The organism is Mycobacterium parmense, assembly GCF_010730575.1.
Taxonomy (GTDB): Bacteria; Actinomycetota; Actinomycetes; order Mycobacteriales; family Mycobacteriaceae; genus Mycobacterium; species Mycobacterium parmense.
Genome location: NZ_AP022614.1, coordinates 1,050,515 through 1,077,105 on the forward strand (window position 1 = coordinate 1,050,515; position 26,591 = coordinate 1,077,105).

30 protein-coding genes and 1 pseudogene are annotated in these 26,591 nt (G+C 66.5%); 14 read left to right on the forward strand and 17 right to left on the reverse strand.

Annotated elements, in window-relative coordinates; translation table 11 throughout:
• The first annotated feature begins 48 nt into the window (after positions 1-48).
• A complete protein-coding gene (gene zwf, locus G6N48_RS04755; protein ID WP_085271101.1) occupies positions 49-1,548 on the forward strand; it encodes a glucose-6-phosphate dehydrogenase in 1,500 nt (499 codons plus the stop codon).
• A 13-nt stretch (positions 1,549-1,561) separates the two neighbouring features.
• Here the strand turns inward: zwf and G6N48_RS04760 are convergent, their stop codons facing one another.
• Positions 1,562-1,900, reverse strand: a complete 339-nt coding sequence (locus G6N48_RS04760) for a DUF3253 domain-containing protein (protein WP_085271102.1) — start codon at positions 1,898-1,900, stop codon at positions 1,562-1,564.
• Positions 1,901-2,010: 110 nt separating this feature from the next.
• On the opposite strand from G6N48_RS04760, the gene G6N48_RS04765 reads away from it, so the two are divergent.
• The 3 genes from G6N48_RS04765 (at position 2,011) to G6N48_RS04775 (ending at position 5,825) form a co-directional block, all read left to right on the forward strand.
• Positions 2,011-3,525, forward strand: a complete 1,515-nt coding sequence (locus G6N48_RS04765) for an FAD-dependent monooxygenase (protein ID WP_085271103.1) — start codon at positions 2,011-2,013, stop codon at positions 3,523-3,525.
• Positions 3,526-3,673: 148 nt separating this feature from the next.
• On the forward strand, positions 3,674-4,909 hold the full coding sequence (locus tag G6N48_RS04770) for an osmoprotectant NAGGN system M42 family peptidase (RefSeq protein WP_085271104.1): 1,236 nt from the start codon (positions 3,674-3,676) through the stop codon (positions 4,907-4,909).
• 121 nt (positions 4,910-5,030) lie between these two features.
• A complete protein-coding gene (locus tag G6N48_RS04775) occupies positions 5,031-5,825 on the forward strand; it encodes an oxygenase MpaB family protein (protein WP_085271127.1) in 795 nt (264 codons plus the stop codon).
• 4 nt (positions 5,826-5,829) lie between these two features.
• Here the strand turns inward: G6N48_RS04775 and G6N48_RS04780 are convergent, their stop codons facing one another.
• From G6N48_RS04780 to G6N48_RS04795, 4 genes are all read right to left on the reverse strand, one after another.
• Positions 5,830-6,624 carry a GAF and ANTAR domain-containing protein gene (locus G6N48_RS04780; RefSeq protein WP_085271105.1) on the reverse strand — a complete coding sequence of 265 codons (795 nt, stop codon included), beginning with the start codon at positions 6,622-6,624 and terminating at the stop codon, positions 5,830-5,832.
• Entirely contained in the window at positions 6,621-7,055 is a 435-nt protein-coding gene (locus G6N48_RS04785) for an STAS domain-containing protein (protein ID WP_161494243.1), read from the reverse strand. Before G6N48_RS04785 ends, G6N48_RS04780 begins: the two co-directional genes overlap by 4 nt.
• Positions 7,056-7,161: 106 nt before the next feature.
• Positions 7,162-7,611 carry an ATP-binding protein gene (locus tag G6N48_RS04790; protein ID WP_085271107.1) on the reverse strand — a complete coding sequence of 150 codons (450 nt, stop codon included), beginning with the start codon at positions 7,609-7,611 and terminating at the stop codon, positions 7,162-7,164.
• A 95-nt stretch (positions 7,612-7,706) separates the two neighbouring features.
• The gene (locus tag G6N48_RS04795) at positions 7,707-8,762 is read right to left on the reverse strand and encodes a GGDEF domain-containing protein (protein WP_161494244.1); all 1,056 of its coding nucleotides are present in this window, start codon (positions 8,760-8,762) and stop codon (positions 7,707-7,709) included.
• A gap of 257 nt (positions 8,763-9,019) precedes the next feature.
• Here G6N48_RS04795 and G6N48_RS04800 point away from each other — a divergent pair, with 257 nt between their 5' ends.
• The gene (locus G6N48_RS04800) at positions 9,020-10,459 is read left to right on the forward strand and encodes an FAD-dependent oxidoreductase (RefSeq protein ID WP_085271109.1); all 1,440 of its coding nucleotides are present in this window, start codon (positions 9,020-9,022) and stop codon (positions 10,457-10,459) included.
• 6 nt (positions 10,460-10,465) lie between these two features.
• Here G6N48_RS04800 and G6N48_RS04805 read toward each other — a convergent pair whose 3' ends face one another.
• The gene (locus G6N48_RS04805) at positions 10,466-11,347 is read right to left on the reverse strand and encodes an SDR family oxidoreductase (RefSeq protein ID WP_085271110.1); all 882 of its coding nucleotides are present in this window, start codon (positions 11,345-11,347) and stop codon (positions 10,466-10,468) included.
• Positions 11,348-11,431: 84 nt separating this feature from the next.
• Here G6N48_RS04805 and G6N48_RS04810 point away from each other — a divergent pair, with 84 nt between their 5' ends.
• Entirely contained in the window at positions 11,432-12,004 is a 573-nt protein-coding gene (locus G6N48_RS04810; protein ID WP_085271111.1) for a TetR/AcrR family transcriptional regulator, read from the forward strand.
• Positions 12,005-12,029: 25 nt separating this feature from the next.
• On the opposite strand, the gene G6N48_RS04815 is transcribed toward G6N48_RS04810, so the two are convergent.
• Entirely contained in the window at positions 12,030-12,764 is a 735-nt protein-coding gene (locus tag G6N48_RS04815) for a HugZ family pyridoxamine 5'-phosphate oxidase (protein ID WP_232066542.1), read from the reverse strand.
• 38 nt (positions 12,765-12,802) lie between these two features.
• Complete coding sequence (locus G6N48_RS04820; RefSeq protein WP_372511184.1) at positions 12,803-13,372, reverse strand: FKBP-type peptidyl-prolyl cis-trans isomerase; 570 nt, start codon at positions 13,370-13,372, stop codon at positions 12,803-12,805.
• A gap of 108 nt (positions 13,373-13,480) precedes the next feature.
• Between G6N48_RS04820 and G6N48_RS04825 the strand changes: the two genes are divergently transcribed.
• The 5 genes from G6N48_RS04825 to G6N48_RS04845 all read left to right on the forward strand — a co-directional run bounded on the left by G6N48_RS04825 (position 13,481) and on the right by G6N48_RS04845 (position 16,808).
• Complete coding sequence (locus G6N48_RS04825) at positions 13,481-13,801, forward strand: hypothetical protein (protein ID WP_085271112.1); 321 nt, start codon at positions 13,481-13,483, stop codon at positions 13,799-13,801.
• A gap of 131 nt (positions 13,802-13,932) precedes the next feature.
• Entirely contained in the window at positions 13,933-14,361 is a 429-nt protein-coding gene (locus G6N48_RS04830) for a cellulose-binding domain-containing protein (protein ID WP_085271113.1), read from the forward strand.
• Between the two features lie 272 nt (positions 14,362-14,633).
• Complete coding sequence (locus G6N48_RS04835; protein WP_161494245.1) at positions 14,634-14,966, forward strand: hypothetical protein; 333 nt, start codon at positions 14,634-14,636, stop codon at positions 14,964-14,966.
• 401 nt (positions 14,967-15,367) lie between these two features.
• The gene (locus tag G6N48_RS04840; protein WP_085271114.1) at positions 15,368-15,781 is read left to right on the forward strand and encodes a lipoprotein LpqH; all 414 of its coding nucleotides are present in this window, start codon (positions 15,368-15,370) and stop codon (positions 15,779-15,781) included.
• 187 nt (positions 15,782-15,968) lie between these two features.
• Positions 15,969-16,808: a rhomboid family intramembrane serine protease gene (locus tag G6N48_RS04845; RefSeq protein ID WP_085271115.1), complete on the forward strand. Its 840-nt coding sequence runs from the start codon at positions 15,969-15,971 to the stop codon at positions 16,806-16,808.
• Positions 16,809-17,727: 919 nt separating this feature from the next.
• Here the strand turns inward: G6N48_RS04845 and G6N48_RS04850 are convergent.
• Complete coding sequence (locus G6N48_RS04850) at positions 17,728-18,468, reverse strand: hypothetical protein (RefSeq protein ID WP_139825952.1); 741 nt, start codon at positions 18,466-18,468, stop codon at positions 17,728-17,730.
• A 67-nt stretch (positions 18,469-18,535) separates the two neighbouring features.
• On the opposite strand from G6N48_RS04850, the gene G6N48_RS04855 reads away from it, so the two are divergent.
• Entirely contained in the window at positions 18,536-18,715 is a 180-nt protein-coding gene (locus G6N48_RS04855; RefSeq protein WP_139825953.1) for a hypothetical protein, read from the forward strand.
• A gap of 649 nt (positions 18,716-19,364) precedes the next feature.
• On the opposite strand, the pseudogene G6N48_RS04865 reads toward G6N48_RS04855, so the two are convergent.
• Positions 19,365-19,666, reverse strand: a pseudogene (locus G6N48_RS04865) (transposase); the annotation flags it as partial.
• A gap of 166 nt (positions 19,667-19,832) precedes the next feature.
• Here G6N48_RS04865 and G6N48_RS04870 point away from each other — a divergent pair.
• Positions 19,833-20,204 (forward strand): hypothetical protein, encoded by a 372-nt coding sequence (locus G6N48_RS04870; RefSeq protein ID WP_139825954.1) that lies wholly within the window; start codon positions 19,833-19,835, stop codon positions 20,202-20,204.
• A 427-nt stretch (positions 20,205-20,631) separates the two neighbouring features.
• Here the strand turns inward: G6N48_RS04870 and G6N48_RS04875 are convergent, their stop codons facing one another.
• From G6N48_RS04875 to G6N48_RS04905, 6 genes are all read right to left on the reverse strand, one after another.
• Positions 20,632-21,075 carry a hypothetical protein gene (locus G6N48_RS04875; protein WP_085271118.1) on the reverse strand — a complete coding sequence of 148 codons (444 nt, stop codon included), beginning with the start codon at positions 21,073-21,075 and terminating at the stop codon, positions 20,632-20,634.
• A complete protein-coding gene (locus tag G6N48_RS04880; RefSeq protein ID WP_139825955.1) occupies positions 21,075-21,308 on the reverse strand; it encodes a hypothetical protein in 234 nt (77 codons plus the stop codon). Before G6N48_RS04880 ends, G6N48_RS04875 begins: the two co-directional genes overlap by 1 nt.
• Before the next feature lie 146 nt (positions 21,309-21,454).
• A complete protein-coding gene (locus G6N48_RS27800; RefSeq protein WP_179969847.1) occupies positions 21,455-22,078 on the reverse strand; it encodes a hypothetical protein in 624 nt (207 codons plus the stop codon).
• A gap of 272 nt (positions 22,079-22,350) precedes the next feature.
• Entirely contained in the window at positions 22,351-23,478 is a 1,128-nt protein-coding gene (locus tag G6N48_RS04895; protein WP_085270552.1) for a site-specific integrase, read from the reverse strand.
• Positions 23,479-23,618: 140 nt separating this feature from the next.
• Positions 23,619-23,942 (reverse strand): helix-turn-helix domain-containing protein, encoded by a 324-nt coding sequence (locus G6N48_RS04900; RefSeq protein WP_007172299.1) that lies wholly within the window; start codon positions 23,940-23,942, stop codon positions 23,619-23,621.
• Complete coding sequence (locus G6N48_RS04905) at positions 23,939-25,015, reverse strand: tyrosine-type recombinase/integrase (protein ID WP_007172298.1); 1,077 nt, start codon at positions 25,013-25,015, stop codon at positions 23,939-23,941. Before G6N48_RS04905 ends, G6N48_RS04900 begins: the two co-directional genes overlap by 4 nt.
• A 374-nt stretch (positions 25,016-25,389) precedes the next feature.
• Here G6N48_RS04905 and G6N48_RS04910 point away from each other — a divergent pair, with 374 nt between their 5' ends.
• Positions 25,390-25,647 (forward strand): PhzF family phenazine biosynthesis protein, encoded by a 258-nt coding sequence (locus G6N48_RS04910; RefSeq protein ID WP_264049341.1) that lies wholly within the window; start codon positions 25,390-25,392, stop codon positions 25,645-25,647.
• Positions 25,648-25,684: 37 nt separating this feature from the next.
• On the opposite strand, the gene G6N48_RS04915 is transcribed toward G6N48_RS04910, so the two are convergent.
• Positions 25,685-26,509 carry a DUF1906 domain-containing protein gene (locus G6N48_RS04915; protein WP_085271473.1) on the reverse strand — a complete coding sequence of 275 codons (825 nt, stop codon included), beginning with the start codon at positions 26,507-26,509 and terminating at the stop codon, positions 25,685-25,687.
• Between the last annotated feature and the right edge of the window lie 82 nt (positions 26,510-26,591).

Sequence of the window (26,591 nt, forward strand, 5' to 3'; positions counted from 1 at the left end):
GCCCGGTAGGGGCTGCGGACGCGCCAGAGCGATGGAAGTATCGCAGGAGTGGCCACCAACAAAGCGCAGACCATCTCTTATCCCTCACCCGGCTCCCGCCCGCGCCGCCATGAATCCGACCCGCTGGACCCCCACGTCATCGTCCTGTTCGGCGCGACGGGCGACCTGGCCAAACGCAAACTGATACCCGGCCTGGCCTACTTGGATCAGTCCGAACTCGCCCCCGACATCCAGATCGTCGCGACGTCGCTGGAGGAACTCACCGACGACGAGTTCCGCGACATCGCCAAGAGCGCCATCGACTCGTTCGGCGTCCACAAGCTCACGCCCGAACAGTGGGCGAACTTCGCCAAGATCGTTCGGTACGTCCCGCAGGGCGCCGGGCCCGAGGCGCTCGCCGCCGCGGTCGCCGACGCAGAGGCCGATCTCGGGCCCAACGTGCGGCGGCTGCACTACCTGTCCGTCCCACCCAAGGCGGCGCGCGACGTCATCGACATGCTGCGCGAGGCCCACCTGGTCGAGCGTTCCCGGGTGGTCATGGAAAAGCCGTTCGGCACCGACCTGGCCAGCGCGGTGGCGCTCAACGACTTCCTGCACGAGACGTTCGAGGAAACCCAGATTTTCCGCATCGACCACTTCCTCGGCAAGGAGGCGGCACAGAACGTCCTGGCATTCCGGTTCGCCAACGGCCTGTTCGAGCCGATCTGGAACCGCAACTTCATCGACCACATTCAGATCGACATCCCCGAGACGCTGGGCCTGGACCAGCGAGCGAATTTCTACGAGAGCACCGGCGCTTACAAGGACATGGTGGTCACCCACCTGTTCCAGGTGATGGCGTTCGTGGTGATGGAACCGCCGACCGCACTCGAGCCGTACGCGATCAGCGAAGAGAAGAACAAGGTCTTCCGTTCGATGCTGCCGATCGACCCCGCGAACGTCGTGCGCGGCCAGTACAGCGGCTACCGCGAGGAGGACGGGGTGGCAAAGGACTCCGACACCGAGACGTTCATCGCGCTCAAAGTCGGCATCGACAACTGGCGGTGGGCGGGCGTGCCGATCTATCTGCGCACCGGCAAGAAGATGGCCGAGGGCATCCGCATCATTTCGATCGCCTTCAAGGAGGCTCCCCGGACCATGTTCCCGCCCGGGTCCGGGGTGGGCACCCAGGGCCCCGACCACCTCACGTTCGACCTCGCCGACAATTCGAAGGTCTCGCTGTCGTTCTACGGCAAGCGACCCGGCCCCGGCATGAAGCTGGACAAGCTGTCCATGCAATTCTCCTCGCAGGAGATCGACACCGTCGCCGACGTGCTGGAGGCTTACGAGCGGCTCATCCTCGACGCGATGCGCGGCGACCACACCCTGTTCACCACGGCCGAGGGCATCGAATCGCTCTGGGAGCGTTCGGAGGAACTGCTCACCGACCCGCCGCCGTCCAAGATTTACCAACCCGGCACGTGGGGCCCCAACGCCATCCACCAGTTGATCGCCCCCAACGCGTGGCGGTTGCCGTTCGAACGGGAGTGGCGCGAGTCCAAGGCTTAGGCCGCTCGGCCGCTCAACGAGCGGCCCGGATGCGGACGGGTCCGCGCCAGTCGCCGTCGGGATCGAGGACGGCGCCGCGCTGGGTGATCTCCACCTCGCCGGACCTGGCCAGGTCGCGGGCGAGCCGGCGGGCGTCGGCCATCAGGCCGCGCCAACCCTCGCCGCCGACGGCGCGGGCGGCGTCCGACGGGCAGGTGCTGCTGCCCGGGCCGCGGTGCAGGGCGAGCGCGCGCATCGCCGCCTCGAGTCGTCGCTCGGCCGGCCCATCGCCCAGGGCGGCCCCGGCGTCCGGGGACCCGGCGCCGCCACCGTCGCGGATACGCCTCAACTCGGCTCGCAACGGCTGATCCATTCACTCCCTCATCTTCAACCTATAACGCAGACCGGGGCTTGCCGCAAGACCCGGGTGATGCCGCAAAATGCCTGCCCGAAGCAAAGACTCGGTGGATCGGGGGGTGTGTTATGGCGGTAACGGTCCGGTCCGGTGGAGATGTCGACCATGCGGTGGTGATCGTCGGGGGAGGTCCGACAGGATTGATGCTGTCCGGTGAGCTGGCGCTGGCCGGGGTCGACGTCGCCATCGTCGAGCGGCGCGCCGCTCGCGACCTGATCGGCTCCCGCGCCGGCGGTCTGCACGCGCGCACCATCGAGGTGCTCGACCAGCGCGGGATCGCCGACCGGTTCCTGGCGGAGGGACAGCGGGCGCAGGTCGCGGGGTTCTCCCAGATCCGCCTCGACATCAGCGATTTGCCGACCAGGCACCCATACGGACTTGCGTTGTGGCAGAACCACATCGAACGCATCCTGGCCGGCTGGGCCGACGAACTGGGAGTGCGGGTCTATCGCGGGCGCGAAGTGACGGGCCTGGCCCAGGACGACACCGGCGTGGACGTCGGGCTGGCGGCGGACCGGCGGTTGCGGGCGCGCTATCTCGTCGGTTGCGACGGGGGCCGCAGCGTGATCCGCAAGGCGGCGGGGATCGGTTTTCCCGGCTGGGATCCCACGACGAGCTATCTGCTCGCCGAGGTCCGATTACGCTGCGCGACAGGCGAAGAGCCGGAGTGGGGGATTCGCCACGACGCCCTGGGCGTGCACGCGCTGACCGAGACCGACGGCGGACGGGTGCGGGTCATGGTGACCGAGCGCCGGGTCGGCACCGCCGGTGAGGTCGGCTTGCGCGACCTGAGCGAAGCGCTGATCGAGGTGTACGGAACCGATTACGGGATCCACCGTCCGCGCTGGATCTCCCGGTTCACCGACATGGCCCGGCAGGCCGAAACCTACCGGCGCGGGCGGGTCCTGCTGGCCGGCGACGCCGCCCACGTGCATCACCCGATCGGCGGGCAGGGCCTGAACACGGGCCTGCAGGACGCGGTGAACCTGGGATGGAAGCTGGCGCAGGTGGTCGAGCAGACGCCACCCGACGGGCTGCTCGACACCTACCACACCGAACGGCACCCGGTCGCCGCGCGCGTGCTGCGCAACACGATGGCGCAGCTGGTGCTGCTGCAGCGGCCCGATGATCGCGTCAAAGCGTTGCGGGACAACGTTTCTGAACTTCTCGGCATGCAAGAGCCCCGCAGACGGTTCGGCGCCATGATGTCCGGGCTCGACATCCGTTACGACCTCGGCGACGGGCACCCGCTGCTCGGGCGACGGATGCCCGATCTCGACATGGTGACCGCCGACGGTGCGGTCCGGGTGTTCGAGCTGTTGCACCGCGCCCGGCCGGTGCTGCTCAATTTCGGCGACCCCGGCGGCTACGACATCGGCGGGTGGGCGGAGCGGGTCCGGGTCGTCGACGCGGAGTACACCGGCGCATGGGAGCTTCCGGCGTGCGGGGCGGTGAGCGCCCCGAAGGCCGTGTTGATCCGGCCGGACGGTCACGTCGCCTGGGTGAGCGGAGCGTCCCGCGCCGGGCTCGGGGAAGCGCTCACCGCATGGTTCGGGCCGAGCCAGTCGAGCAACTTGCGGTAGATGGCGGCCTGCGATTCGCCGACGTGGCGACGAAGTGGTAGACGGCGCCGCATTTGAGGACAGGGTCGTTCGTGGCAGCGTGACGCGCACCACCAGTCCGTAGCCCGGTAGGTTGGACACCGTCTGAGACAACCCGAAGGGAGACAGCGTGGGCCGACCCGCGGCCATGGCCAAGCCCGACCGCGCGTGGATGATCGACACGCTGCTCGCGCTGCTGCAGACCCCGAGCCCGGCGGGACGCACCGACGCCGTGATGCAGCTGATCGGTGACATCTTCGACGACTTCGGTGTGCCGTTCTCGCTGACCCGCCGCGGGGCGCTGACCGCCGAGCTGGCGGGGGAGTCGGCGACCACCGACCGTGCGCTGGTGGTGCACGCGGACACCATCGGCTGCATGGTGCGGTCGCTCAAGGACAACGGTCGCCTCGAGCTGGTTCCGGTCGGTACCTTCTCGGCCCGGTTTGCCACGGGTGCCCGCGTGCGGATCTTCAGCGACGACCCCGACGAGTTCATCACCGGAACGGTGCTGCCGCTGAAATCCAGCGGGCACGCGTTTGGCGACGCGATCGACACACAACCGACCGACTGGGAGCACGTCGAGGTTCGCGTCGACCGCAAGGTGTCCTCGCGCGAAGACCTCGCCCGCCTCGGCATCAGGGTCGGCGACTTCGTCGCGCTGATCGCCAGTCCGGAGCTCACGGCCGACGGGTTCATCGTCTCGCGGCACCTCGACGGCAAGGCGGGCGTCGCGATTGCGCTCACGCTGGCCAAGAACTTCTGCGAGAACAGGCTGGTGCTGCCGCATCGCACCACGATCATGGTCACCATCACCGAGGAGGTCGGGCACGGCGCCAGCCACGGCCTGCCCGCGGATGTCGCGGAGCTGATCTCGGTGGACAACGCGGTGTGCGCGCCCGGCCAGCACTCCATCGAGGACGGCGTGACCATCCCGATGGCGGACATGCACGGCCCGTTCGACTATCACCTGACCCGCAAGCTGTGCCGACTCGCCGAAGAATACGACCTCCCGTACACCCGGGACGTCTTCCGCTACTACCGGTCCGACGCCGCCGCGGCCATCGAGGCGGGGGCCGGCACCCGGGCCGCCCTCGTCGGGTTCGGGCTCGACGGCAGCCACGGCTGGGAACGCACCCACCTGCAGTCGCTGGAGGCCACGTACTGCCTGCTGCACGCGTGGCTGCAGACCCCGCTGACGTTCGCGAAGTGGGACGCCAAGCCGTCGGGCAATCTTCGCGACTTCCCGTCGTCGCAGCAGCCGGCGCCCAGCGAGCGGTGGGTGCCGCTGGCCCGTGGCGAGCACGAGCCGCCCGGCGACGCCTCACCGGGCGCGCACTGGCCGCCTTCGGAGGGCCCGCAGGCCTGAGGCGCGGGCCCGCGAGGTGGCCACCTGGTGAGCCCGGCGTGGCGGCTGTACCGTCGGAACGGTGACCATCATCAAGCAGCTAGGTGCAGTGCGGGAATCGCTGGGCGCCAGCCTGTTCGGCATGGTGGCCGGCCCGGAAGGCCCGGCGCGGCGTGAGCGCATCCACGGGGCGCCCGGACCTCGGTGGTTCGGGGAGGACCGGCCCATCCGCAGGGTGCACGCCGACGCGTCGATGTTCGTCGGGGGGCTGCGCGCGTTGCTGCTGCAGTCGCTGCACCCGTTGGCGATGGCCGGGGTGGCGGAGCACTCGAACTACCGTGGCGATCCATGGGGCAGGCTGCAGCGCACCAGCACGTTCCTGGCGGTGACCACCTTCGGCGCGGCAACCGACGCGGAGCGCGCCGTCGACAAGGTCCGCGGCATCCACCGCCGGGTGCACGGCGTGGCCGCCGACGGCAGGGCCTACACCGCGACCGATCCGCACCTGCTGGAGTGGGTGCACATCGCCGAGGTGGACAGCTTTCTGCTCGCCCACACGCTCTACGGCGCCGGGCCGTTGGACCGCGCCGGCCGCGACGGCTATGTGGCCGACACGGCGGAGGTGGCGATCAAGCTCGGGGTCATCGATCCGCCGCGCACCGAGCGCGAGCTGGGCGAGCGTATAGAACGCTTCCGCCCGGAGTTGCGCAGCAGCGCGGCGGCGCGCGACGCCGCGCGCTATCTGTTGCTGACGCCACCGCTGCCGTTGGCGGCCCGGGCACCCTACGGGCTGCTTGCCGCGACGTCGGTCGCGATGCTTCCCGCGTGGGCGCGAATGCCGTTGCTGCTGCCCTACTTTCCGCCCGTCGAGCGCACCGTCGTCCGAACGGCCGGCCGCGCGCTGGTGGGCGGGATCCGATGGGCCATGACCGGTTGACCGGTCAACCGGCGGCCCCGTCGCGCTGCGGGGCGCCCGCGGAGTCGGTGAACCACCGTCCGAGGGCGGCGTCGAGTTCGCCGCGTTCCTGAGCGATGGCGATGTCGTTCGCGACCTCGCGCACCTTGATGTTGTGGTGTTGCGAGATGCGGCGAAGAATGTCGAACGCGGTATCGTCGTCGCACGAAAGACGCTGCATCAGAATGCCTTTCGACCGGCCGATGATCTCCCGCGTGATCAGGGCCTCGTGCAGGTGGCCGACCAGTTCGCGGGCGTCGCTGTACAGCGACGCGTTGTCGATCGCGGCTCCGCCCTGCAGCGCGAAAAGCAGGACGAGATCCAGGGCGTGGTCACTGAATTGATGGGGCTCGCCGGAGAACAGCGCGAAACAGACCTGCGGATGGCGATCCGTCGGCACAGGCAGGGCCAGGCAGCTGCGGAATCCCGCTTGCGCCATCCGATAGGGGAAATCCGCCCACCGCCGTTCGGTCTGCGCGTCGTCGACCCGACGGGGCTCGCGGTAGCGCGCGGCGTCGGCGATCGGGCCGGGCCACGGCTCGCGTTCCGACGCCGAATGCGCTACGGACGGCACCTCGTCACCGGCGACCGTTTCGAGGCCACCGAGACCCGTGTCGCCGCTGTCGCCGACGCGGACGGTGACGCTGACGTGGTCACAGCCCGGGATGGTGCGCTTCGCCCTTTGCACCAGCCGCTGCAGCACGGTGGCCGAGTCGTCGTTTTCGCGCAGCCTGCCGATCTCGACCAGCTCGTGAGCCAGTGAAAGCACCTGCTCGTTCACAGCTCGCCGTCCGTCAGCCCGGCTATGGCGTCGTCGAGCACCGAATAAAGAGGCACCACCTCATCGACCCCCATGAGCCGGATCGGGCGGCTGGTCGCCGGGCCGTCGGCCACCACCACAACCTTCGTGTTGCCTGCGGCCGTCCGGTAGGCCTTGACCAGCACTTCCAAGCCCGCCGAGGCCATGAAGTCGACGTCGCTCAGGTCGATCACCATGGCCGCCGGACGGCCGGCCAGCGCCCGGTCGGTCGCATCGGCCAACACCGGAGCAGATCCGAGGTCGATCTCGCCGACGGCCTTGAGCACCTCGATGCCGCGCATCCGCTGCGACGCCACCGTCAAATGCGTTGATTGAGAACGTAAAGGGTCCATGGCACCTCGATGTCGGGAATCGAACGATGGGTTCGAAACATGACGGGCGGCCTTTTGCACCCTGCTCCAGCATGTCACAAACCGCGGCGAGGACGCGCGCCGCCTCCGCCATCGCAGAGCCGCGCGGGCGGCACCGGATGCGCTCGCCGGGATGGCCCGCGCAATGTCAGCGCCCGCCGGACTTCGTCGCGCACCGGTGGAATTGCAGGCAGACCGTGGTGCCGTCGGCGCGCCCTTCGACCGTGCATTCGTCGGACAGGGCATGCATCAACGGCAGGCCGCGACCCCGGAAGCCGGTCGGCGCGTTCGCTGCCGGTTCGACCCATCGGCCGCCGTCGGTCACGCACACCACGATCGTGGCGCCGGGCGTCTCGTACCGAACCGACAGCGTCATGACGCCCGGTCGGCCGCTGTCGCGGTATGCGTGCTCGGCGCAGTTCGACAGCGCCTCGCCGGTGCTCAGGATGACATCGCTCACGCGTTCGGGACTCAACGAGAAGTGCGTCTCGAGCCACTTCTGGAAGCGCGCCCGGAAGACGGCGACGTTTTCAGCGTCGGCGCGTCCGGTGAAGTTCGCGGATGGCACCACAAAGTTGGCGTCATCCGTGCGGCGCATCACAAGCGCTGATCTACCCGATAACGAGCGGCGCTACACCACAAAACCGGCCCGAATTCCGAGAGATAGATTCGCGCGCGACCACCGCTCGGCGGCTAGAGATGCGCGGTGTGGCGGGCCTGGTTTCCGCCGTTGCGTTTCGCGGCGTACATCGCCGTGTCCGCGGCCTTGATCAGCTCCTCGAGGAGGGCACCGGTTCGGGTCCGCAGTTCGGCACACGCCGTGCCGATGCTGGCCGTGACGGCGGGGGAGACGGCGGCTATCGCGGCGCAAAGCCGGGCGGCCAATGGTCGCAGGTCCGGCGACGCGCTCGTCAGCGCGATGAGGAACTCCTCGCCGCCCGCGCGGCAGATGATCGCGTCGGCGGGCGCGTGCTGCCGCAGCAGGCCCGCGACCAGCTGCAGCGCCTCGTCGCCGGCCGAATGACCGAGGGTGTCGTTGAGGCGTTTGAAGTCGTCGAGGTCGACCATGACCACCGCCAGATAGGCATGTCCCGGCGGGGGATGGGCCAGGCGGAGAGCGACCGCGTCCGACAGCGCCCGACGGTTCAGCAGACCGGTGAGGTCGTCTTCCTCGGAGCGCTGCGCGTACATCCGGATGCCGCGGGACATGCCCCAGAACCCGAGCGATACCGACAAGGTGACGAAGTTGATCAGCCAGAACACCGATGTGGCCGGGATGTCGCTTTGGTGGGACAGCCGCAGCGCCGCGGCGGTGGCGATCGTGACAGCCACCACGGCGTGGAGCAACAGCACTGTCGGGCTGTGAAAGACCGCGCTGTAGCCGCCCGTGACGGCCATGGGTGTACAGGCGAGCGTGGCCAGAATGGCGTTGGGCTGAGCCACGACCCACGCGCCGATGCACAGCACGGCGACCGCCAGCGCCGTCAGCGACTGCCGGCGCGTCGGCCAGCCCGCCAGCCAGAAGACCGCCATGCCGACGGTGTAAGCGGCGGTGATCATCCCGATGATCACGGCTCGCGTGCTGTCCTGGGGGTGGCTGAACAACATGGACAGCGGCACGGTGGCCGCCGACATGGCAACGGTCGCCATGATCGCCCGCGCCGACCACAGCATCCCCCGCTGCCGCAGGAACGACGTGACCCAGTCGTACTGCTCGGGTTGGTCGAGCCAGCTCTTCAGCCGAGACATCGGTAATCCTCCCGGCGAAGCGTCACCCTGAGCGGCACACGACAGCTGGCTGAATTGGCATGCGAATGTTGGTCGCGGATCTAGTAGACCAGAATCGACAGCTCCAAACCGGTCGAAATGCCGCGACCTCATCCGCCGGCGGGGTCCCGAAAGCATGCCGACGTGCTAACAGTCCGGCAACACGTCGTGCGGCATCGCGGCTTTTGCCGTCCGGTGATCGAGGATGCGGGGCATGACGCAAGCGCGGGGGACCGACGGTGGCGCGTGAGATTTCGCGCCAGACGTTTCTGCGGGGCGCTGCCGGAGCGTTGGCGGCCGGTGCGGTTCTCGGTCCTGCCCGCGCCGTCGCCGACCCGAGAACCACCGGGTGGGGCGGCCTGACGTCCGCTATCGGCGGGCAGGTGATCCTGCCGGACAGCGGCGCGCAATTCTCCGCGGCCAAACAGGTTTTCAACACCAACTACAACGACTCCTCGCCGGCGGCGGTCGTGACGGTGAAGTCGCTGGCCGACGTGCAACGGGCGATGGCATTCGCCGCGGCGAACAACCTCAAAGTCGCTCCGCGCAGCGGGGGACATTCCTACATCGGCGCGTCCACGGCGAACAGCACCATGGTGCTCGACCTGCGCCAGCTGGCCGGCGACGTCAACTACGACGCCGCCACCGGGAACGTCACGGTGACACCGGCGACCAGTTTGTACGCGATGCACCAGACGTTGGCGGCGGCGGGCCGGGGGATACCCACGGGCACCTGCCCTTCCGTCGGGGCGGCGGGGCACGCCCTCGGCGGGGGGCTGGGCGCCCAGTCGCGGCACGCGGGGCTGCTGTGCGACGCGCTGCGGTCGGCCACGGTCGTGCTGCCGGGTGGTCAGGCGGTCACCACGTCGGCCACCAGTCAACCCGACCTGTTCTGGGGGCTGCGGGGCGGCGGAGGCGGCAACTTCGGCGTCACAACGTCGTTGACGTTCGCCACCTTCCCGACCACCGACGTCGACGTCGTCAACCTCAACTTCCCGCCGCAGTCGTTCGCGCAGGTGCTGGTCGGCTGGCAGAACTGGCTGCGCAGCGCCGACCGGAGCATGTGGGCGCTGGCCGACAGCACCACCGACGCCTTCGGTCAGCAGTGCCGCATCATGGCCACCTGCCCGGCCGGGTCGGGCGCCAGCGTGTCCGCCGCGATCATCAAAGCCGTTGGGCTGCAACCATCCGGCACGGACAGCCACACCTTCGACTATCTGGATCTGGTGAAATATCTGGCCGTCGGCAACCTCAACCCGGCGCCGCTGGGATATGTGGGCGGCTCCGACGTCTTCCCCACCATCAGCCCCGCCGCGGCGCAGGGAATCGCCGCCGCGGTCAACGCCTTTCCTCGCGGCGCGGGCCGGATGCTGGCGATCATGCACGCCCTTGACGGCGCCCTGGCGGACGTGGCGCCGGGGGCGACGGCGTTCCCGTGGCGCCGGCAGTACGCGCTGGTCCAGTGGTACGTCGAGACGTCGGGTTCTGCCGCGGCGGCCACCAACTGGCTCAGCACGGCACATCAAGCGGTGCAACCGTATTCGGTCGGCGGCTATGTCAACTACGTTGAGGCGAACCAGCCCGCTTCGCGGTACTTCAGCTCGAATCTGTCCCGGCTCGCGGCCGTACGGCAGAAGTACGATCCGGGCCGGGTCATGTTCTCGGGCCTGCGTTATTGACGCCGGTCAGGCCGCATAGCCTCCGTCATTGAGGTCGTCGAGCAGGCTCGGATGGGTGGGCCGCCAATCGAATTGCTCGCGCGTCAGCGCGCTCGATGCGGGCTGGTCCACCCCGAACAGGTGGCCGAGTACTCCGAAGTCCTCGGCCGGGACCGACCGGACGGGCAGGTTGAGCTGGCGGCCAATGGCTTCGGCGATGGCCCGCATCGGGTCGCCCTCGTCGGCGACGGCGTGCGCGACCGTGCCAGGTGTTGCGCCTTCCAGAGCCAGCCGGAACAGCCGGGCGGCGTCGAGGACATGCACGGCGGGCCAGCGCTGGCTGCCGTCCCCGACATAACCGGAGACCCCGGTTGCTTGCGCGGCGGCGATCAGCAGCGAGGCGAACCCGAACGGTCCGCCCTGGCGATGCACGGACCGGGGGAGGCGGACCACGGCCGAGCGAACGTCCTTCGCGGCCAGATCGAGGACTGCCCGGGCGGTGCGGGCGCGTCCGCCGATGGTTCCTTCGGCGGGTAGCGGATCCTCCTCCGTCGCAACGTGTCCGGGGATGGCCGGGGTGCCGGAGGCGACGACCAACGGCTTCCCGCTGCCTTCGAGTGCAGCCCCGAGTGTCGCTACGGCACAGCCTTCCTGGGCGCTCATCTGCTCGAAGTTGTTGAAGTCGTGGCCGAAGGCGAGATAGACGACCCCGTCGGATTGCGCCGCACCGGCCCGCAGGCTCCCGGGATCGTCGATGTCTCCGGAGAAGTCGGTCGCCCCCATGGCGCGGGCGGCCTGCGCCGACGCGGGCGAGCGGGTCAGGCAGAGCACTTCGTGACCCGCGCCGATCAGTTCGGGGACTACCGCTGAGCCGATTCCGCCGGTGCCCCCCGTGACGAATACCCGCATGAGCCACTCCTTCGAGTAATAAGACCAAGGTCTTATCACCCTAGCAGCGTGACGGGACAATTGTCCCGTCAGTATGATGGCGCGGTGCCCCGATGGGAACCCGATGCGCGCCAGCGGCTGGTCTCAGCCGCGCTGCATCTCTTCGCCGAACAGGGCTACGACCAAACCACGGTTACCCAGATCACGGACCGGGCCGGCCTGACCAAGAGCACCTTCTTCCGGTATTTCCCCGACAAGCGGGAGGTGCTGGCGGCCGGCCAGGAGACCCTGGCACGGCTTCTGGTCGACGGCATCGCCGCGGCACCGGAGAACGCCGGCGCGCTGACCGCGGTCGGCGCCGGGCTGGAACGCGCGGCAGGGGCGATGACGCCGTTCAATCGCGAGCTCGCGCCCCGCCTGCACGCGGTGATCGCCACGAGCGCGGAACTGCAGGAACGCGACGCCCTCAAGCAGGTGGGCCTGGCCGCGGCGATGAAGGGCGCGTTATGCGCGCGCGGCGTGCCGGACCTGGCGGCAGCCCTGGCGGCCGAGTTGGGAGTGCTGGCGTTCAAGGAAGCCTTCGCCGCCTGGGTCGCATCGGACAACGAGCGCGGCCTGGCCGAATTGGTGCGCACCGCCCTGGAGCGGCTCCGCGCCACCGTGGCCGAGCTCGACTGAGCACGAACGCGTATCGCCAGGAGAGCTAACTTTCCGCGGCGCGCGCCAAATCCGCGGTAGCCGAACGCAATTGGCTGGCAGAATGAAGCGGGGCCGCAAAGCCGACGCGGACGTCCACCGTGCCGCTCGCCGCGTGCACGCGCAGGTCCAGGCCGTAGCGGTCGATGCCGGTACAGGTCGCGGCCTCGGCGTCGGGGCAGCCGCCGAACGCCCGGGCCATGGCCGCCAGGGCGTCGGCGTGGTCGGCGTTGAGGTGCGCGATGGCCCGCGCCGCGGCCGGGGAGACCGGGTCGGGCGAGGCGGCGTCATACTGTTCGCCGCTGACCGAGTCCACGCGGGCGTATCCGCCGACCCAGCGCACCCGGTGAACGCGCAGCACCCACAGGGTGAAGTCACTGAAGTCGAGATAGACACCGGCGCCCGGCACCGCCTCCCGGTACGCCGCGCGGGCCGCGTCGCGTTCGGCGGCCGAGGGCCGAAACACCCGGCCGGCCAGCGTGATACGACCGACAGCGAGCGGGTCGGCGTCACTGCTGGCCGCGACGATCGACATGCTGGCCCGCGGGTCGGCCGCGAGGTTGCGGCCGTGCTCGGCCAGATCCGACACGCACAGCACCGGCGCCCCGCCCAGCAGTCCGTACGCCACGTATGACGCCCAGGGATCGCCGTCGGCGGTCAGGGTCGCCAGCGTCGCGGCGTTGGTTCCGGCAGCGATCGTGCGTGCCTGCTCGGCGGCAGACGGGCGGGCGGTGTTGTGCACAAACGCGACGCTACTTTCTTTCGCGCCGAACGTGGGCCTCAGGCCGAGGCGCTGAGTATCTTGATCGCGAAGACCAGCGTGTCGCCCGGCCGGATTCCGGCGCTGGGCTGACCGTTGGGGTAGCCGTCCGCCGACGTCATGGCGACGCCGACGGTGGAGCCGACCTTTTGCCCCGCGATGGCCTTCTGGAAGCCCGGCACGACTCCGCCGAGCGGGAAGTCGACCGGAGCGCCCCGCTGGTAGCTGCTGTCGAAGACCGAGCCGTCGCGCCCGTTGACACCCATGTAGCAGACGGAGACGGTGGCCGTCGGCGCGACGACCGGGCCGTCCCCGGCCCGCAGGGTGTGCACCTGGGTCTGCGTCACGCTGAACGGTGTGGTCACGTTGATGCTCGGAGCGGTCGTATCCGTGGATCCGGTGACGGCGATGCTGCCCGTCGTGCCGGCGAGCGTCCAGTCGGGTGTGCCACCCGCCTGCGGCGGGGCCGTTGGGCATGAGGCGGCCGCGGTCGCCTTGCCCGAGGCATCGAGCATCAGACCGATTGCGGCAACACAGGCCGCGAACGCGACCGCATAGGGATACACCTTCGAGGAATTCACCGCCGCCACGCTACAGCCACTGACGGGCGCGGCCGCCGGCCGAGTCGTGTTTGCACCGCGCGCTTGACCCGCACGCCCCGATTCGGTTCGAATGTTGCCAGCACGAGGGGAGCCCAGATGAGAGCAATCGTTCGCCGTTTGGTCATCGCCGTCATGATGGCGATCACCTCGATGGCATCCGTGGCGGTGGTGCTGCCCGCAGTGAGTTCCGCCGACTGCGGTGACGGCGAATGGTGGGACCCCACGGGCAAGGTCTGCCGCCCGCTCGGGGTCGGGCCGCAGCCCCTGGCATGCGACCCGGGTCAGTGGTGGGACCCGACGGCGAATGTATGCCGACCCCTCGGAGTCGGGCCGCAACCGCTGGCGTGCGACAACGGTTGGTGGTGGGATCCGGGCGCCAACGTGTGCCGGCCGCCGGTGGTTCCGCCGTCCGGCTAGGACAGACTGGGACGTGACCGGCCGGCCGAGTCTCATGACGGTTTCGGTTGGGCAAAGTTCGTGCAGCGGTCCTGCAGCGCGCCCGCGATCCGCGAACCGATATCGCACGTCTGGCGCTACCGTGGGCTGCTATGGGCCGACTGGACAGATTTGTGAAGCGCTGGCGCACAGCGCTTCACGTAGTCGTGTCGGCGTCGGTCGTTGCCATCCTCGGGCTCGGGGTCAGCCCCGCGGCTCATGCGGCTGCGGCCTCGGCGACGTTGCAGGTACAACACGCGTGGCAGACCGGCTTCATCGCCCGTTTCGTCGTCACCAACTCGAGCATGGTGCAGATGCCCGACTGGCGCCTCGATTTCGACTTGCCGGTGGGAGAAACCGTCTCGCACACGTGGAACAGCAACTTCACCCAGACCGGCACGCACGTGGTGATCACTCCGGCGAACTGGAATCACACCATCGCACCGGGCGGCTCGGCCACGGGTGGGATGCGGGGGGTGCTGATCGGTGCCTTTTCGCCGCCGTCGAATTGTGTGCTCAACGGGCAATACCCTTGCACCTAGCGCATGTCGCGCGGCGAACGCGTCGCGCTCTGCCTGGTCGGTCAAACGCGTTGGACCGCAGCCGTAACCGCCGCTGAGCTCGCCGCGGATCCGGCATGCGGCCCCGCCCCGGTTGACTAGTTCGCTCCTGCGTCGGACGGTACCGCTGCCGTGGGGATGGCGTTGTCGATGAGCATGACTGCGATGGCGGCGGCGGTGGCGAAGCTTTCGCTGTTGAGGACTCGGTGGCGGGCGGCACGGCAGCGATCTGACGAGGGAACAGAGGGATAATGATGACTTCCTTTGCCCCGCACACCGACGCAGTCAAATTCTTCGTCGACTGCATGCCTCTTTCCGGAATCCTCGCCGAGGACGTGGTGCTGTACGGCTCGCTCGGAAATGGGTTGATCACGGGTCGCGTGGTTGAAACGGCGCGAGCATTTTGGCGACCGCAGACGGCACCGCAACCTCTAACACGGTTGCGCGACAACCCGTTACGCGCCGTGCCAACGCGATTGATCACGCGAGGTAGTGGTGGCGGTGGCGGCGGGGAGCTGCCAATAGTAAATGACCTGTCGTGGCTTATTTCCGCGCGTTTCTGGCTGTTTGAGAGTGAGGGCCGCTGAGCCCGGTTCCTACACCGGTCCGGGCCCCGATGAGGGCGGTAGCGCAGGCGTGCGGATCGGGCGAGGCCCCCAACTGCGGTTTAGCCGTGACCGCGATCAGCGGTGTCCGTGGTCGGGTCCGGCCGACATGGCCATAACTGTCCAGCAAAGGCCTGTGACCCGTATTCTCCACGCAGGCGCGAAACAACGCCCAAATTGCGCGAGAAGCCTGCCCCTCGGCCATCCAGGACGGGCTGCTCGCAAGGACGGGATCGTGCCGCAAAGGGGGGTGACATGCAGACGATGGGTGCTCCTCGCAGAGCCCGCCGATCTCGGATGACTCCTGGCCCGCTCGGCTGGGCGCCAACCATCCGATCGCCTCCCATGAAGAGCCCACACAAGTAACAAAGGAGAATAGAGAAATGAAACATCGGTTCGTCTTGGCTGCCGTGGGGGCGCTGACCGCTGCCGCCTCGACCGCTTGTCCACAAACAGGCAACTGGGTATCCTCGGCGGATGCCGGCACCGTTCAACTGACCGTCGACGGCCAACGGCAAGCCGTCCAAGGCGCGGTCTCGTGCACCGATGCCGGCAATTCCTCGACAGTCATCAACGTCGGAAGCCAGATCGAGGCTGAGGTATTCGGCACCGGCAACGTCACCAGTGTCGGTTTGCACACCGACGCCGTTAACTTGCAGTACTTCAAAGGTGGCTACGGTCCCGGTGATGCCTCGGCCACCGTGGCGGGCAAGACCTACACGATCACCGGCCACATAACCGGCAGTGGCCTTAATGGGGCCCTCAAGCCCTTCGAACTCGATGTAACGTGCCCCTAAGCCATCCGCCGTTTTATGTCAGCGGCGTGAGACAACCGGGCTACAAGCTGGACGATCCGCTGAAGTTGGCGAATCGCTGGTCAACTCCAAACGCCGCCTTGGTAATCGAGAACGAGCAACTCAGCATCGACGGGAACAGGTAGGCCACAAAGCACCAGTAAGAGCCACCGCTGCGCAAGGAGTTCGGATGATTCCGTTACACGACAGCATTCCGGGGCGCCGGTTCCCGACCGTCAACACCGCGCTGATTGTCGTGAACTTTGCCGTGTTTCTGTTTTACGAGTTAACGAACAAAGACGCAATTGGTCAGGCGTCCTTCTTTCCCTGCGATATCACCAACGCCTGCCACCTCGGCCTACCATGGGCCATCAGCTGGATCACGTCGATGTTCATGCATGCCGGTTGGATTCACATCCTGGGCAACATGCTGTTTCTGCTGATCTTCGGCAACAACGTTGAGGATGCTTTCGGGCGGCTCGGTTATCTGGCCTTTTACCTCGCAGGCGGACTCGCCGGCACGATTTTGCAGACCGCGGTGACCCTGCTGTTCGGCACGACGGCCGACGCCCGAGAAGCGAATCTGGGTGCCAGCGGCGCCATCGCGGCGGTGCTCGGCGCCTATATCGTGCTCTATCCCAAGTCGCGGATCTTCGGGCTCATAGGCTGGATCCCGCTCAGCGTCCCCGCGTGGTTCTGTCTCGGTCTCTGGTTTGTGTTGCAGTTGTTCGCCGGCGGCTCGGCGCGGATCCACCCGGGCGCGGCCGGCGGCGGCGGTGTGGCATTCTTCGCCCATATCGGGGGGTTCGCCTTCGGCGCGTTCGTGGTATTAATCCTCACCCGCGCCAGACCAAGTTACCTTCGACCCGACGACCAAGCCCAAGCACGACCGCCGCGATGGCACGACAATCCTTTGTCCACGAAGGACAGCGCGCCTGCGGCCCCGAGGACGTCCATGACCGTGGCGCCGCCGAGGGGGGCAGATGGCCCACAGGAGTCGACAAATGACGGACCGCGGCCTTGGCGGTGATCGACCACGGCGCGTCTTTGCTGCGGCTTGGCGGCTTGGCGGCTTGGCGGCGAAGTGTTTTTCGCGTAGAACGGTTGCGCCACCGGGTCACGTATCCGTGGTCGGCGACGATGAGCTCGCCATCCGGGGCACTCAGATGGAATCGAAACTCACCAGCGTGATCCTTCTCGATCTCGAACTTGACTGCCGATAGTATTCGTCGGCTCGTATTTCAATTACCGAATCCATTCGGAGACAGTGGTGGTACTGGCGCATGCTGAGGCGGCGCCGGCGAGTTCACCTCACCAATGATGTACAAGACTGTGCAGACATAGGCTACAAGCAGGGCCATGACAACCCACTTTATGATGCGTTGACGCTGAGTAATCTCGTGCTGAACTGAAGAGATCTCTCCCTGTCGGTCGACCGACACGGTGTATACGGGAGGTTTTTTTCGAAGCGCCCACCACCAAAACGGCAAATACAAGCCGCAGCTAATACATGTCAATACGAGGGCGGCCAGGTTGGCGACGACGAGATTGTAATCCGGACCAGTCGACACGACACCTTTAAATCGCCCTCGCTCTACGACTTTCGGACCTCTCGCGCTCAGCGTGACCAAGCCCCCGGCACCTACAGAGCCGAGAAACGAGGTCGGCCTCGTCAGACGGTCCAGCTCCTCGGAAAGAAGCCGCTCCCGCTCGTGGGCGGGCAGCTGATCAGGTGCGGGACACGCGCTCATTGAAACGCCTTCGCGGTGAATGTGATATCCACGGGCGGGGACCCTCCGTCGCCTACCGGCGCCTGATTGCAGCTGTACTCAGCGCAGTATTGCACCTCGAAGCCCACGCACACATGATTTTCAATTAAACTCCCGACCGCATTGAGGTACTCTCAGTCGTTACTAATGCGCTCATCGCAAGCGGACGGGCGGCTTTGCTCATCTCCATTCCAACAGGGTCATACTTCCCGCTTGCTCCGACGCCTGAGGGACCAGTGTGACTTGTGCCGGCGGGTGGCCGCCGTCGGCGGCAACGAGGTAGAGGCCGAGGCCGCCGTGCCCACCCATGCGAGCGGCTTGGGTGCCCAACGATGTGAACGCGACCTGGGTGTCGTCGGGGCTAGCGACCGCATCCTGAACCGGCAGGGCGTTGGCATCATCACCAACATGCTGGGGCAACAACAGCGTCTCCCTGCCGGTTTGGAGGCAGCCGTTCTGGTCGTGGCCCGTGATGGCGAGCTTCGCGATGTTCATCGCGTAGAGCCGTAGTATCGCGCCGGGGCCCAGCCAGTTCACGGTTGCATTCCGGTTCAGTGTAGGGCTCACGGGTTTGCAGCCGAACTGCATGGATCCGTCGGAGTCGATCCACGGGAAACCCCAAGCTTCGCGTTCAATCTGCGCCTTGACTTTCTGCGGGTTCGTCGTCGATCCGGCCAGGAGTTCGTAGATGTCCGAGTACGAGCTGTCCACCTCTTGGCGGTAATAGAAATTACCTTTGCGGTCGAAGCCGACGGAATATATTCCGCTCTGGTTGCCTACCCCGGGGGAGGGTGCCGCGTTCGGTGCGGCGGCGGTGAAATTTCCGCTGGTGTCTTGCCACCCAGCGACGGAAGCCCCTTTGATCGTGCTCGTGACCGCAAGTTTCGTTAGGTCTGGCGACACCGCGAGAGTCGGGTTCATCACTGTGTCCGTGCTGGGCTTCGACAGGAATGTCGCGACGGCTGAATAGTTCCCGGAGCTGGGGTCGATGAATCCGTACGTCCGTTTACCTGTGGTGTTCACGGTGTCGACGGTCAAGATCCCGGACATCACGCGGGGACCCGACGGTGTCGACGGCGCCGCGCTGCCACCGGTCGGCGACGCCGCAGTGGCGCCGCTGCCCGCCGCCGACGTCGAGGTGGCACTCCCGTTGGGTGCGGAGGCATGACCACCGGACGAGCACGCCGTTGCCACGAGAAGTGCTGCGGCCAAGACGATTAGGGTAGCGAACAACGAGTCGGCACCGGCTTTCGCACGCCGCGCGCGCGTTTCGCGCGCCATGCGGGTGGCAAAACTCGGCTCCCTGCCCATGGTCTTCGATGTGTGCACTTTCGCTGCTCCCGCCCGCGGATGTGTGAGGACTGTCAATGCCTATCACGCTGAAGCGTCAAAGCACTGAGATTCCTGAGAATGGGCGGCCCCGAGCGAAGTTACGCCACCTCGCTGCGTGACCTGGACGATGCACCAGAGGGACACGCCTGGCACGCGGTCAGAAAGGTCCGCGCGAGCGCAGTGCCACGGCGCGAAGCTGCTCAACAACGGTGCTGTGCGCACCGAAGCATCTCTGGTCTACTCATGTCTATGACCAGCAAAGAACCGCGATGGGACGTGCTGATCGGATACCGCGCCCAGCTGGAGCGTCCAGAAACGTCAGCGACGTCTCACCGACGTCGATGAGGTGATGCTCTCGCTGCATGCCCGTGGGTTGACCACCCGGGAGATCAGCGCCCGTTTCGCCGACATGTACGGTGCGTCGGTGTCCAAGGACACCATCAGTCGGATCACCGACCGCGTCGTGGAGGAGATGACGGCCTGTGCGGCTCGAAGGTGCCCGCTCGATCGCGCGGGACGTCAATCTCAATAGACCGCACGCATCGGTCAGCACCTTCTTGGCGCGGATTCCGTTGCGGGAGTTGCCGCTTCCATACCCGGCCGGATCGTGGCGGTCATAGCCCAGCTCGGAGAACTCCTCATCGAGGGCGGTTTCGATGACCGTCTTGGTCATCGCTTTGAGCAACCCACCCGGCCCGGTCAGCGCCACGCCGGCCTCACGGGCCTGGCGCACCAACTCCCGGGCGACCTTGAGCTCGTCGACCTCACTGCTATCAGGGACATCGATCGCCGCCGTGGCAGCGGCCTTGACTTCAGCCCCGACACACCGGGGACGATCAGACCGTTTACACCCTTATTGCGACAGTCCCGTCGGACCCGAAGGTACTCTCATCGTCGGAAACTACCGCACCCATCCGCGGAGCCTATGATGATAGGTCGGTTCCGGTGTTTAGGTGGTTGTGGCGATGTGGCAGCAATTGTCAGGGTCGGAGCAATTCCGGTTCGTCGGGCTTTCTCTAGGGCTGCTGGCGGGTGTCTTGGCATTCATCATCGGCGCGATAATCGGCGACTTGGGGGGCTGGGTTCAGGCCGCGGCGGCGGCGTCAGTGTTTTTCACGTGTGCCTTACGACTGAACAAGTTGATCGCACGGGCTCGCGGCACGGACGCCCCGCTGACCGGCACGACCGAGATGCAGCCAGTCTCGCGCGTCAAGGCCGACGACGGATACTTCAAGAAGTGCGCGGCCTGTGGGAAATTCACCCGCGACGCGACGATGTGCAGGAGCTGTGGCCGAGACCTTACCGATAGAGGGCACGGCAGATAAAAGCGGTGCGGAAGCCGACGACCACGTCGGGCCCCCGCAAAACTGACGCGCACGAGAAGTCCACGAACGTGTGATGCCGCCACTGCCAACATGTCCAGGTGGCGCTGCGACGCCAATCGACATTTTCTGTGACCGTGGACCACGCTCTCCGCAACGAGTCGTGATCCAGTTGCCCGATCGATTTCCGCTATAAGAACGATCTAAAACAAAACGGCCACAACAACTTACACAGTGCACTTGGGATGACCGCTGAGACGTTGCGCAGTTGGATCCGTCAGCATCAAGTCAACAGGCGGCGAGCGTGCCTAGTGACCTCGAGCGCCTAAGGACCGCTCGTGTTGCTGCGAGTATTGCTCTTCCTTGTTATCCACGCGCCGTGTAGGTCATAAGGGAACTGCTGAGGACCCCGAGGAACCCCTCCTGCACGTCAGTGCGCCGGGACGCTCTGGGGCGGGCCGGAGAAGATGAACCCGTAACCGTGGTCCATGTCCTGGTAGTTCTCGGCGAGCGGCTGCTGAGTGAGCATCACGCTCATGCGCTCGGTCGCCTCGCATCCCGGCCCTTCACCGGAAACCGGCCGGGCCCAGTCAAACCAGTGCGTCGCATCGGGACCGGGGTTGTTCTGGACGTTATTGGCGCCTTTGCCGCCCAGTTCCAGTACGCAATTGCCGTGGGTGATGCGCCCGATCACGCCCGTGTCGCCGGGGTGCCCCCAGGCCGACAGGTGGGCCGGGCCACCAGCGCCAGGAGTAGGGGGCGCCCCGTTGCCCGGGATGAATGTGCCGTCCCATTCCAGCGAATCGGCGTGTGCTGGTGAGGCGCAGACGATCCCCGCCGCCAGCACGGCGGGGATCAACGCTGTCGCGCGCATCAGCAGTTGTGCCCCGTGATGACGCAGATGTTGTGCGCCGGATCGCCCGTGCCCTGGTTGACGTTGGGCTGCGGCGGGGCGACCGTCGGCGTGTCTGGGGGAACCGGCGGATCTATCGGGTCAGCCTGTGCCACCGGCGCGAATGCCAGTGCCGATCCGGCGGGAGCGGCCGTGCCTATGGAGACCACTGCTATGGCGATGCCGCCAGCGGCGATCGCGGTTTGTATTCTCATGTTGATTCCTTCGTTTAGTGACCGTCTGGACCGGATTGCCGATGTGCGGGCAAACGGGAGCATATGCTCCGTGCGCCCTAGATTGCGAAGAATTGGCCGACTGCCCGTGCTCCGTCCACCCCTGTGCGTTCGCCGCTCCCCATGCTTTAAGTCGTCGTCATCGTCACCGGGATCGCCGGCTTTTCGCCTTGTTCGGTGGCCAACTTCGGGATGGGCGAATCCGACGATATCGTCGATGTCGCACGGCCTTGCGTGAACTCGGGCCCGATTCGGTACCGGTGAACTTCCTCATCCCGTTCGAGGGCACCCGTTGGGTAGGCATTGGGAAGTGACCCCGCAACGCTACGCATCCTGGGGATGTTGGGATTCGCCTTCCCCGACGTCGAAGTCCGCATCGCCGGCGGACGCGAAATACATTTGCTCACGCTGCAACCGCTGGCACTACTCATATCCTCTCCCCGGTAATTCGGTCCTGAGGTACCCGGGCCGAGCGTCAGAGTGTCGTGCCCGTGGGAGGGCCGTCGAACTTCGCGCCGACCGCCGAAGCGCTGCTGGCGCAATCCGATACAGCCCCAAAACTCGTCGTCGTCGCGGAGCGCGATCAGACCCCGGCAGAAGCTCGAATCCAGCGAGACTTCGCCGACCGCGAGATCAAAGCTAAAGTCGTGATTCTCGAGCCCGGTTTGGCATCCGTCCTTGGCATCCTTGAACCAGGTACCGACGTCGGAGGGAGCTCCTAGCTCGCGACGACCAATAAATTTGTCGCGCATCCAGTACAGCCTCTAAACGGCGGAGTTCCCCAGACAGTCAGATAAGTTGTTCTCCCTCCTCGGCATAAACATCCCCTAGACGTAGCGACTGGCATAGCCCGTCGCGCCAGCACGGAGAGTATGCGGGAATCGAATATGCAGTGTTACCGGTAAGTTTCCCGTGAGTTCAGCCGGATTGAAGCGATTTCAGTTGGAACCCACGGCCTTTCGGCTGTGAAGGTTCATAACTGCGGCGGGTTCGCGGGCCCTGAGTCTGGCGGCGTTGGGTGGCACTACGGTTCTACCGGCTGCTCGAGTTCGTCGCTGAGCAGCCGTTCGGCCACGGTGGTGTAGCGCCGTGCGGTGTTGTGGGAGATGCCGAAGACGAGAGACAGGTGCAGTGGGTCCGGGCCTGCGGTCAGCGCTTCGTGAAGGATTCGGTCGGCACGGATGCGTTCGATCGTGAATCCATTGTCGCTCAACGATTGTTTCACCGATTTTTGACTGACCGGCGTTGTGCGCAATGCAGTTTTCGTCGTGAGTAGAACGTGCCGGTTCGGAGTGTGGGGCCATCTGTCCCGGCGGTGGTCGAGCCATGTGTTCAGCGCTCTGTGGGTGAGCTCGCCGAGCCGTTGGTTGTGTCCGGCAAGGGTGATCCGCCGGTTCGGCAGGTCGATGTCGTCGAGCACCAGTTTGCGTATAACGGCTGTGCGGCAGGCATGTTCGACGCTCAGCGCCACGACGAGGCGTTCAAGCGGTTCGCTGGCGAGCTGTTCGATCGAGCGCACCTCGTCATCGGTGATGGGCAGGAGGTCCTGGTCTACTGGTTGGCTCTTCAAACCCGCTGTTGGGTTGCTGAAGACCAGAGCATTCTTCTTGGCGTGCCGGAACAGCGACCGCAGCGCCTTGATCAGATTGTGGCGCTGGTTTCCCTGAAACGGCCGCAGCGCCGCGTCGACGTCGGCCCTGGTGACCTCCCTGAGATGCTCGTAGGAGGTGGACCAGTGCGCGAGAAGGGGCTTGACCGAGCCGAAGTAGCTGTAGAGCGTCCTCGGTGATCGTGGGCGAGCACGTGCGCCGCCGACCAACAGGGTAAGGAGCCAGTGGTGGGCCGGCTCGGCGAATCCTGGCGGAAGTTCCGCGGTGACGCGGTCGATCCAGGCACGGATCGGAGGTTCGGTGTCGTCTTTCAGCAGGTCGAAGTGGGATAGGATTTCGACGAGCCTGCGACGGGACGCGAGCCGATGCGGCCGGGTTCGAACCTCGGTGAGCGGCACGCGATCACCGGTGGGCCGACCGGCCAGAAGGGTGAGCAGGGCGTCGAGGCATCGGTTTGTGGTCTCACCGCACCAATCGTGGGCGGCACCGAGTTCCCGGGCGTGTATCGCGGCGGCCGCGAGCACGGGGTCGTCGGATTCCAAGGCTGGATGCCGCCGGGGCGGGCGAGGAGGCAGTCCCGCCTTTCTGCGTTGGTAGGACGCTCTTCTTGAACAGCTTCTGCCGCAGTATTTTTGGTCGCGGCGACTGTTGGCAGGCAGCGCAGTCCCGCAGTGCAGGCAGTTCATCGCGGCGGCAGCGACCTGCCGGCGCGAGTGCGCGGCGTGACCGACCGGGCCTCACCGACCGCCGCTGACTCGTCGTCGGTGACGGGCGTGGCCGCTGCCACGGTTTCGGGTTCGGGAATCAGCAACTCGTCGACCCCGCAGCCGAGGACGGCGCAGATGACGTCCAGGTCGTTCAGTTTGATGGCGTTGGGGTTGCCCGACCACAGGCCCGACATCTTGCCGGCGCTGATGACCAGACCGCGGTCGGCGAGCATCCGCTGGAGTTCGCTGGCCTTCCAGATGCCGCGATTGGCCGCGGCCAATCGCAGGTTCCATTTCATCGAGCGAGTCCTTTCCATCGATCGGCGACCCGGCGTTGCCCGGTGACCCAGGCATCTTCGACGTGGGTGGCGTGCACGTGGATATACCGAGCCGTTGTGCCCGTCCAGGCGTGACCTAATAGTTCCTGGATCGCGAATAGGTTCATACCGGCCAGATAAAGCTGGGATGCGCAGAAATGCCGCAGCACATGCGGTGTCAGCTTCCCCGACCACCTCGGCAGATATCGGTCGGTGGCCTCGGCCAGGGCGCGGCGATAGACGTCGGCGGTCGCGCGCATACACGTCCCGTCGATGTTCTTGCGTTCGGACGGAAACAGCGGCGCAGCATGGTTTTTCGGGTCGACATCGAACAGGCCCAGCACGTCTTCGATGAACCACTGCAGGCTGCGGTCGGCGCCGTTGATCAGTGGCACTACCCGCGGCTTGGGACCTTTGCGACGAGATCCCTTGCCATGACGGACGTTCAGCTTGCCGAACCGGCCCAGCTCCCAGCGCACGTCATCCAGGTCGAGCATCCGCGCCTCGTTGATCCGCAATCCGACATCGGCCACCAGGCGAGCCACGGCGTAGTTTCGGGCGGTCGGGGCGAACTTGCGGCAGGTGACCAGCTCCCCGCGCCACCCCGCGAACAGCTGCTCCACCTCGTCGGCGGTCGGCGGGATGCGCAGCTGCGGATCCACCCACGCCCGCGGTCGGTTGATCTCATCGAGCGGGCACTCGATGACCCGGCCGCTGAGATTGTGCAACTCGACCTTGTGACGCAGTTCGAGGAACTGAAAGTACACCGTCAGCGCGGCCGCCCGCCCGGTCCGAGTCGACGCCCGGGCATCACGCAGCACCTTGCCGAAGTAGGTGTCGGCGTCAGCAGGCTGGATCTCCCACAGCGGCCGACCGAACCAGTCCCGGATCAGCTCAAGGTGATTCACGTCGTTGCGGATGGTCGAGTCGACCAACCCGGCCGATGCCCGGGCAAGGACGAATCCGGCCAGCACATCGGTCTCGAAGCCGGCGAGCTCATCCTCGGTCGCCGGTGCCCGCTGCTCCCTCAGGTCCCGCACGACAGCCAGAGCCAACCCACGCCTCCTCAACTTCACCCACAGTGAAGAATCATCAGCTGATCAGTTATCCAGTCGGCAAAGATGATGCCACTTCATTCGCGGGTTTTGCAGCAGGGACACGCCCACAACAGCTGGTCCAGGCACTCGACGGGCTGGCGCACACCACTCGGTGGCTCAGGAACCCGTCGACTGTTGGTTAGAGACAGGCCGCCGGGCAGGCAAGGCAATCAAGCCGATCGAGCTAACGCGTAGCTACGCGCCACGCCGTGCCGACGAGCTGATGGGCACAACGTTTCGTCTGGCTTTTAGCAGCTCAACATCTTTGCCAGAGACCTTTTCGTACGAGGCCCCTGGCCGCGCTCGCCACGCTGGAAACGCGTGGCCTTATCATCACCGCGCCGGGAAGGGCTGGCGTCGACTTCGTTTCCCGCTTCTTCGCGCCGGCCGCAGGTATCGACGAGGACCCGGTGACGGCCTCGGCCCACTGCACACTTGGGGCCTACTGGTCGGCCAAGCTGAAGAAGACCGCCCTGACCGCACACCAAGTATCAGCACGCGGCGGTTGCATCGACGTGGACGTAAGCGGCAGCCGCGTCGACCTGACCGGGGGAGCAGTAACCATCACGCGTGGCGAAATAGCCGTCTGACCGCCCCCATCCCTGAGCACATCAACCGCAGCGCACATCACACATCGCCATTCGGACGGCTTCCCGCATGGAGATTCCACTGGCCGCAATCCGGCGCCAGGACGTCGTTGACGTCGACTTCGAATCCGCCGACCAGCGGGCCGGGATTGGACGCGGTGCTCACGATGCGCTGGTAGAGAACGGCGGCGGGGTGGACCTGATTGCCGGACCACGCGCGAGTCTGCCACGCCCACCGCCGGCCGGCCGTGCTCGAAGACCCGATGACGCCATCGGTCACGGCCCACTGGCATACGTTGATGCCTCCGTAGACCCCGGTGCGCTGGACACCAAGAACCGAGTTGATTCCGCGAAACCACTGCAGCGCGACGCGATTCCAGGTGTCGTGGTTGATGTCCTCGTCGATGGTGAAGAAAATCGGCGCGCCCTGGCCGCCGCCCGCCGCGGTGTGCAGCTGCCAGGCGGTGCGCGCGTCCGCGATGCCGCCGGCGTAACCCCGCGTGAAGTCCGACGGTGCCGACCCACCTGGCTTGCCGTATTGGTAGTTACTGACGATCACCAGGCCCGCGGCCGTCAGCGACTCGGCATAGGACCGAGTGATCGGCTTGGCGCCGAACGACGAGCCGGGACGTGACAACGAAACGTAGTTGACCACCCCGCGATAGCCGGCTGCCCGAATCTGCTGCGCCGGAATCTGATGCGCGGCGAAGTCGATCAGTTGCGGAACGGCGGCGGCCGCCGCGGGCATGCCACAGCCTAGTGATACCGCACCCAGGCCGGCCAATGCGGTGGCGTAGCGCAGCGCGTCGCGCCGGGAAATCGTACGCGGTCGCCCATCGCTGGCCGCCGGGGCCACATTCTGCATCGCGTGATGTTAGCGACGCGACAGCTGTGAACGATAGGGCTGCACTTGGTTGCGTATCCAAATGGATACCGGGCGGTGACCG

What these genes read in the sequence shown, in the direction of transcription:
- G6N48_RS04760 (WP_085271102.1), bottom strand. Translation starts at nt 1,900, where the DNA reads ATGGATCAGCCGTTGCGAGCCGAGTTGAGGCGTATCCGCGACGGTGGC.
- G6N48_RS04765 (WP_085271103.1), top strand. Translation starts at nt 2,011, where the DNA reads ATGGCGGTAACGGTCCGGTCCGGTGGAGATGTCGACCATGCGGTGGTG.
- G6N48_RS04775 (WP_085271127.1), top strand. Translation starts at nt 5,031, where the DNA reads ATGGTGGCCGGCCCGGAAGGCCCGGCGCGGCGTGAGCGCATCCACGGG.
- G6N48_RS04790 (WP_085271107.1), bottom strand. Translation starts at nt 7,611, where the DNA reads ATGCGCCGCACGGATGACGCCAACTTTGTGGTGCCATCCGCGAACTTC.
- G6N48_RS04795 (WP_161494244.1), bottom strand. Translation starts at nt 8,762, where the DNA reads ATGTCTCGGCTGAAGAGCTGGCTCGACCAACCCGAGCAGTACGACTGG.
- G6N48_RS04805 (WP_085271110.1), bottom strand. Translation starts at nt 11,347, where the DNA reads ATGCGGGTATTCGTCACGGGGGGCACCGGCGGAATCGGCTCAGCGGTA.
- G6N48_RS04825 (WP_085271112.1), top strand. Translation starts at nt 13,481, where the DNA reads ATGAGAGCAATCGTTCGCCGTTTGGTCATCGCCGTCATGATGGCGATC.
- G6N48_RS04830 (WP_085271113.1), top strand. Translation starts at nt 13,933, where the DNA reads ATGGGCCGACTGGACAGATTTGTGAAGCGCTGGCGCACAGCGCTTCAC.
- G6N48_RS04835 (WP_161494245.1), top strand. Translation starts at nt 14,634, where the DNA reads ATGACTTCCTTTGCCCCGCACACCGACGCAGTCAAATTCTTCGTCGAC.
- G6N48_RS04840 (WP_085271114.1), top strand. Translation starts at nt 15,368, where the DNA reads ATGAAACATCGGTTCGTCTTGGCTGCCGTGGGGGCGCTGACCGCTGCC.
- G6N48_RS04845 (WP_085271115.1), top strand. Translation starts at nt 15,969, where the DNA reads ATGATTCCGTTACACGACAGCATTCCGGGGCGCCGGTTCCCGACCGTC.
- G6N48_RS04850 (WP_139825952.1), bottom strand. Translation starts at nt 18,468, where the DNA reads ATGAACCCGACTCTCGCGGTGTCGCCAGACCTAACGAAACTTGCGGTC.
- G6N48_RS04855 (WP_139825953.1), top strand. Translation starts at nt 18,536, where the DNA reads ATGAATCCGTACGTCCGTTTACCTGTGGTGTTCACGGTGTCGACGGTC.
- G6N48_RS04875 (WP_085271118.1), bottom strand. Translation starts at nt 21,075, where the DNA reads ATGCGCGCGACAGCGTTGATCCCCGCCGTGCTGGCGGCGGGGATCGTC.
- G6N48_RS04880 (WP_139825955.1), bottom strand. Translation starts at nt 21,308, where the DNA reads ATGAGAATACAAACCGCGATCGCCGCTGGCGGCATCGCCATAGCAGTG.
- G6N48_RS27800 (WP_179969847.1), bottom strand. Translation starts at nt 22,078, where the DNA reads ATGCGCGACAAATTTATTGGTCGTCGCGAGCTAGGAGCTCCCTCCGAC.
- G6N48_RS04900 (WP_007172299.1), bottom strand. Translation starts at nt 23,942, where the DNA reads ATGAAATGGAACCTGCGATTGGCCGCGGCCAATCGCGGCATCTGGAAG.
- G6N48_RS04915 (WP_085271473.1), bottom strand. Translation starts at nt 26,509, where the DNA reads ATGCAGAATGTGGCCCCGGCGGCCAGCGATGGGCGACCGCGTACGATT.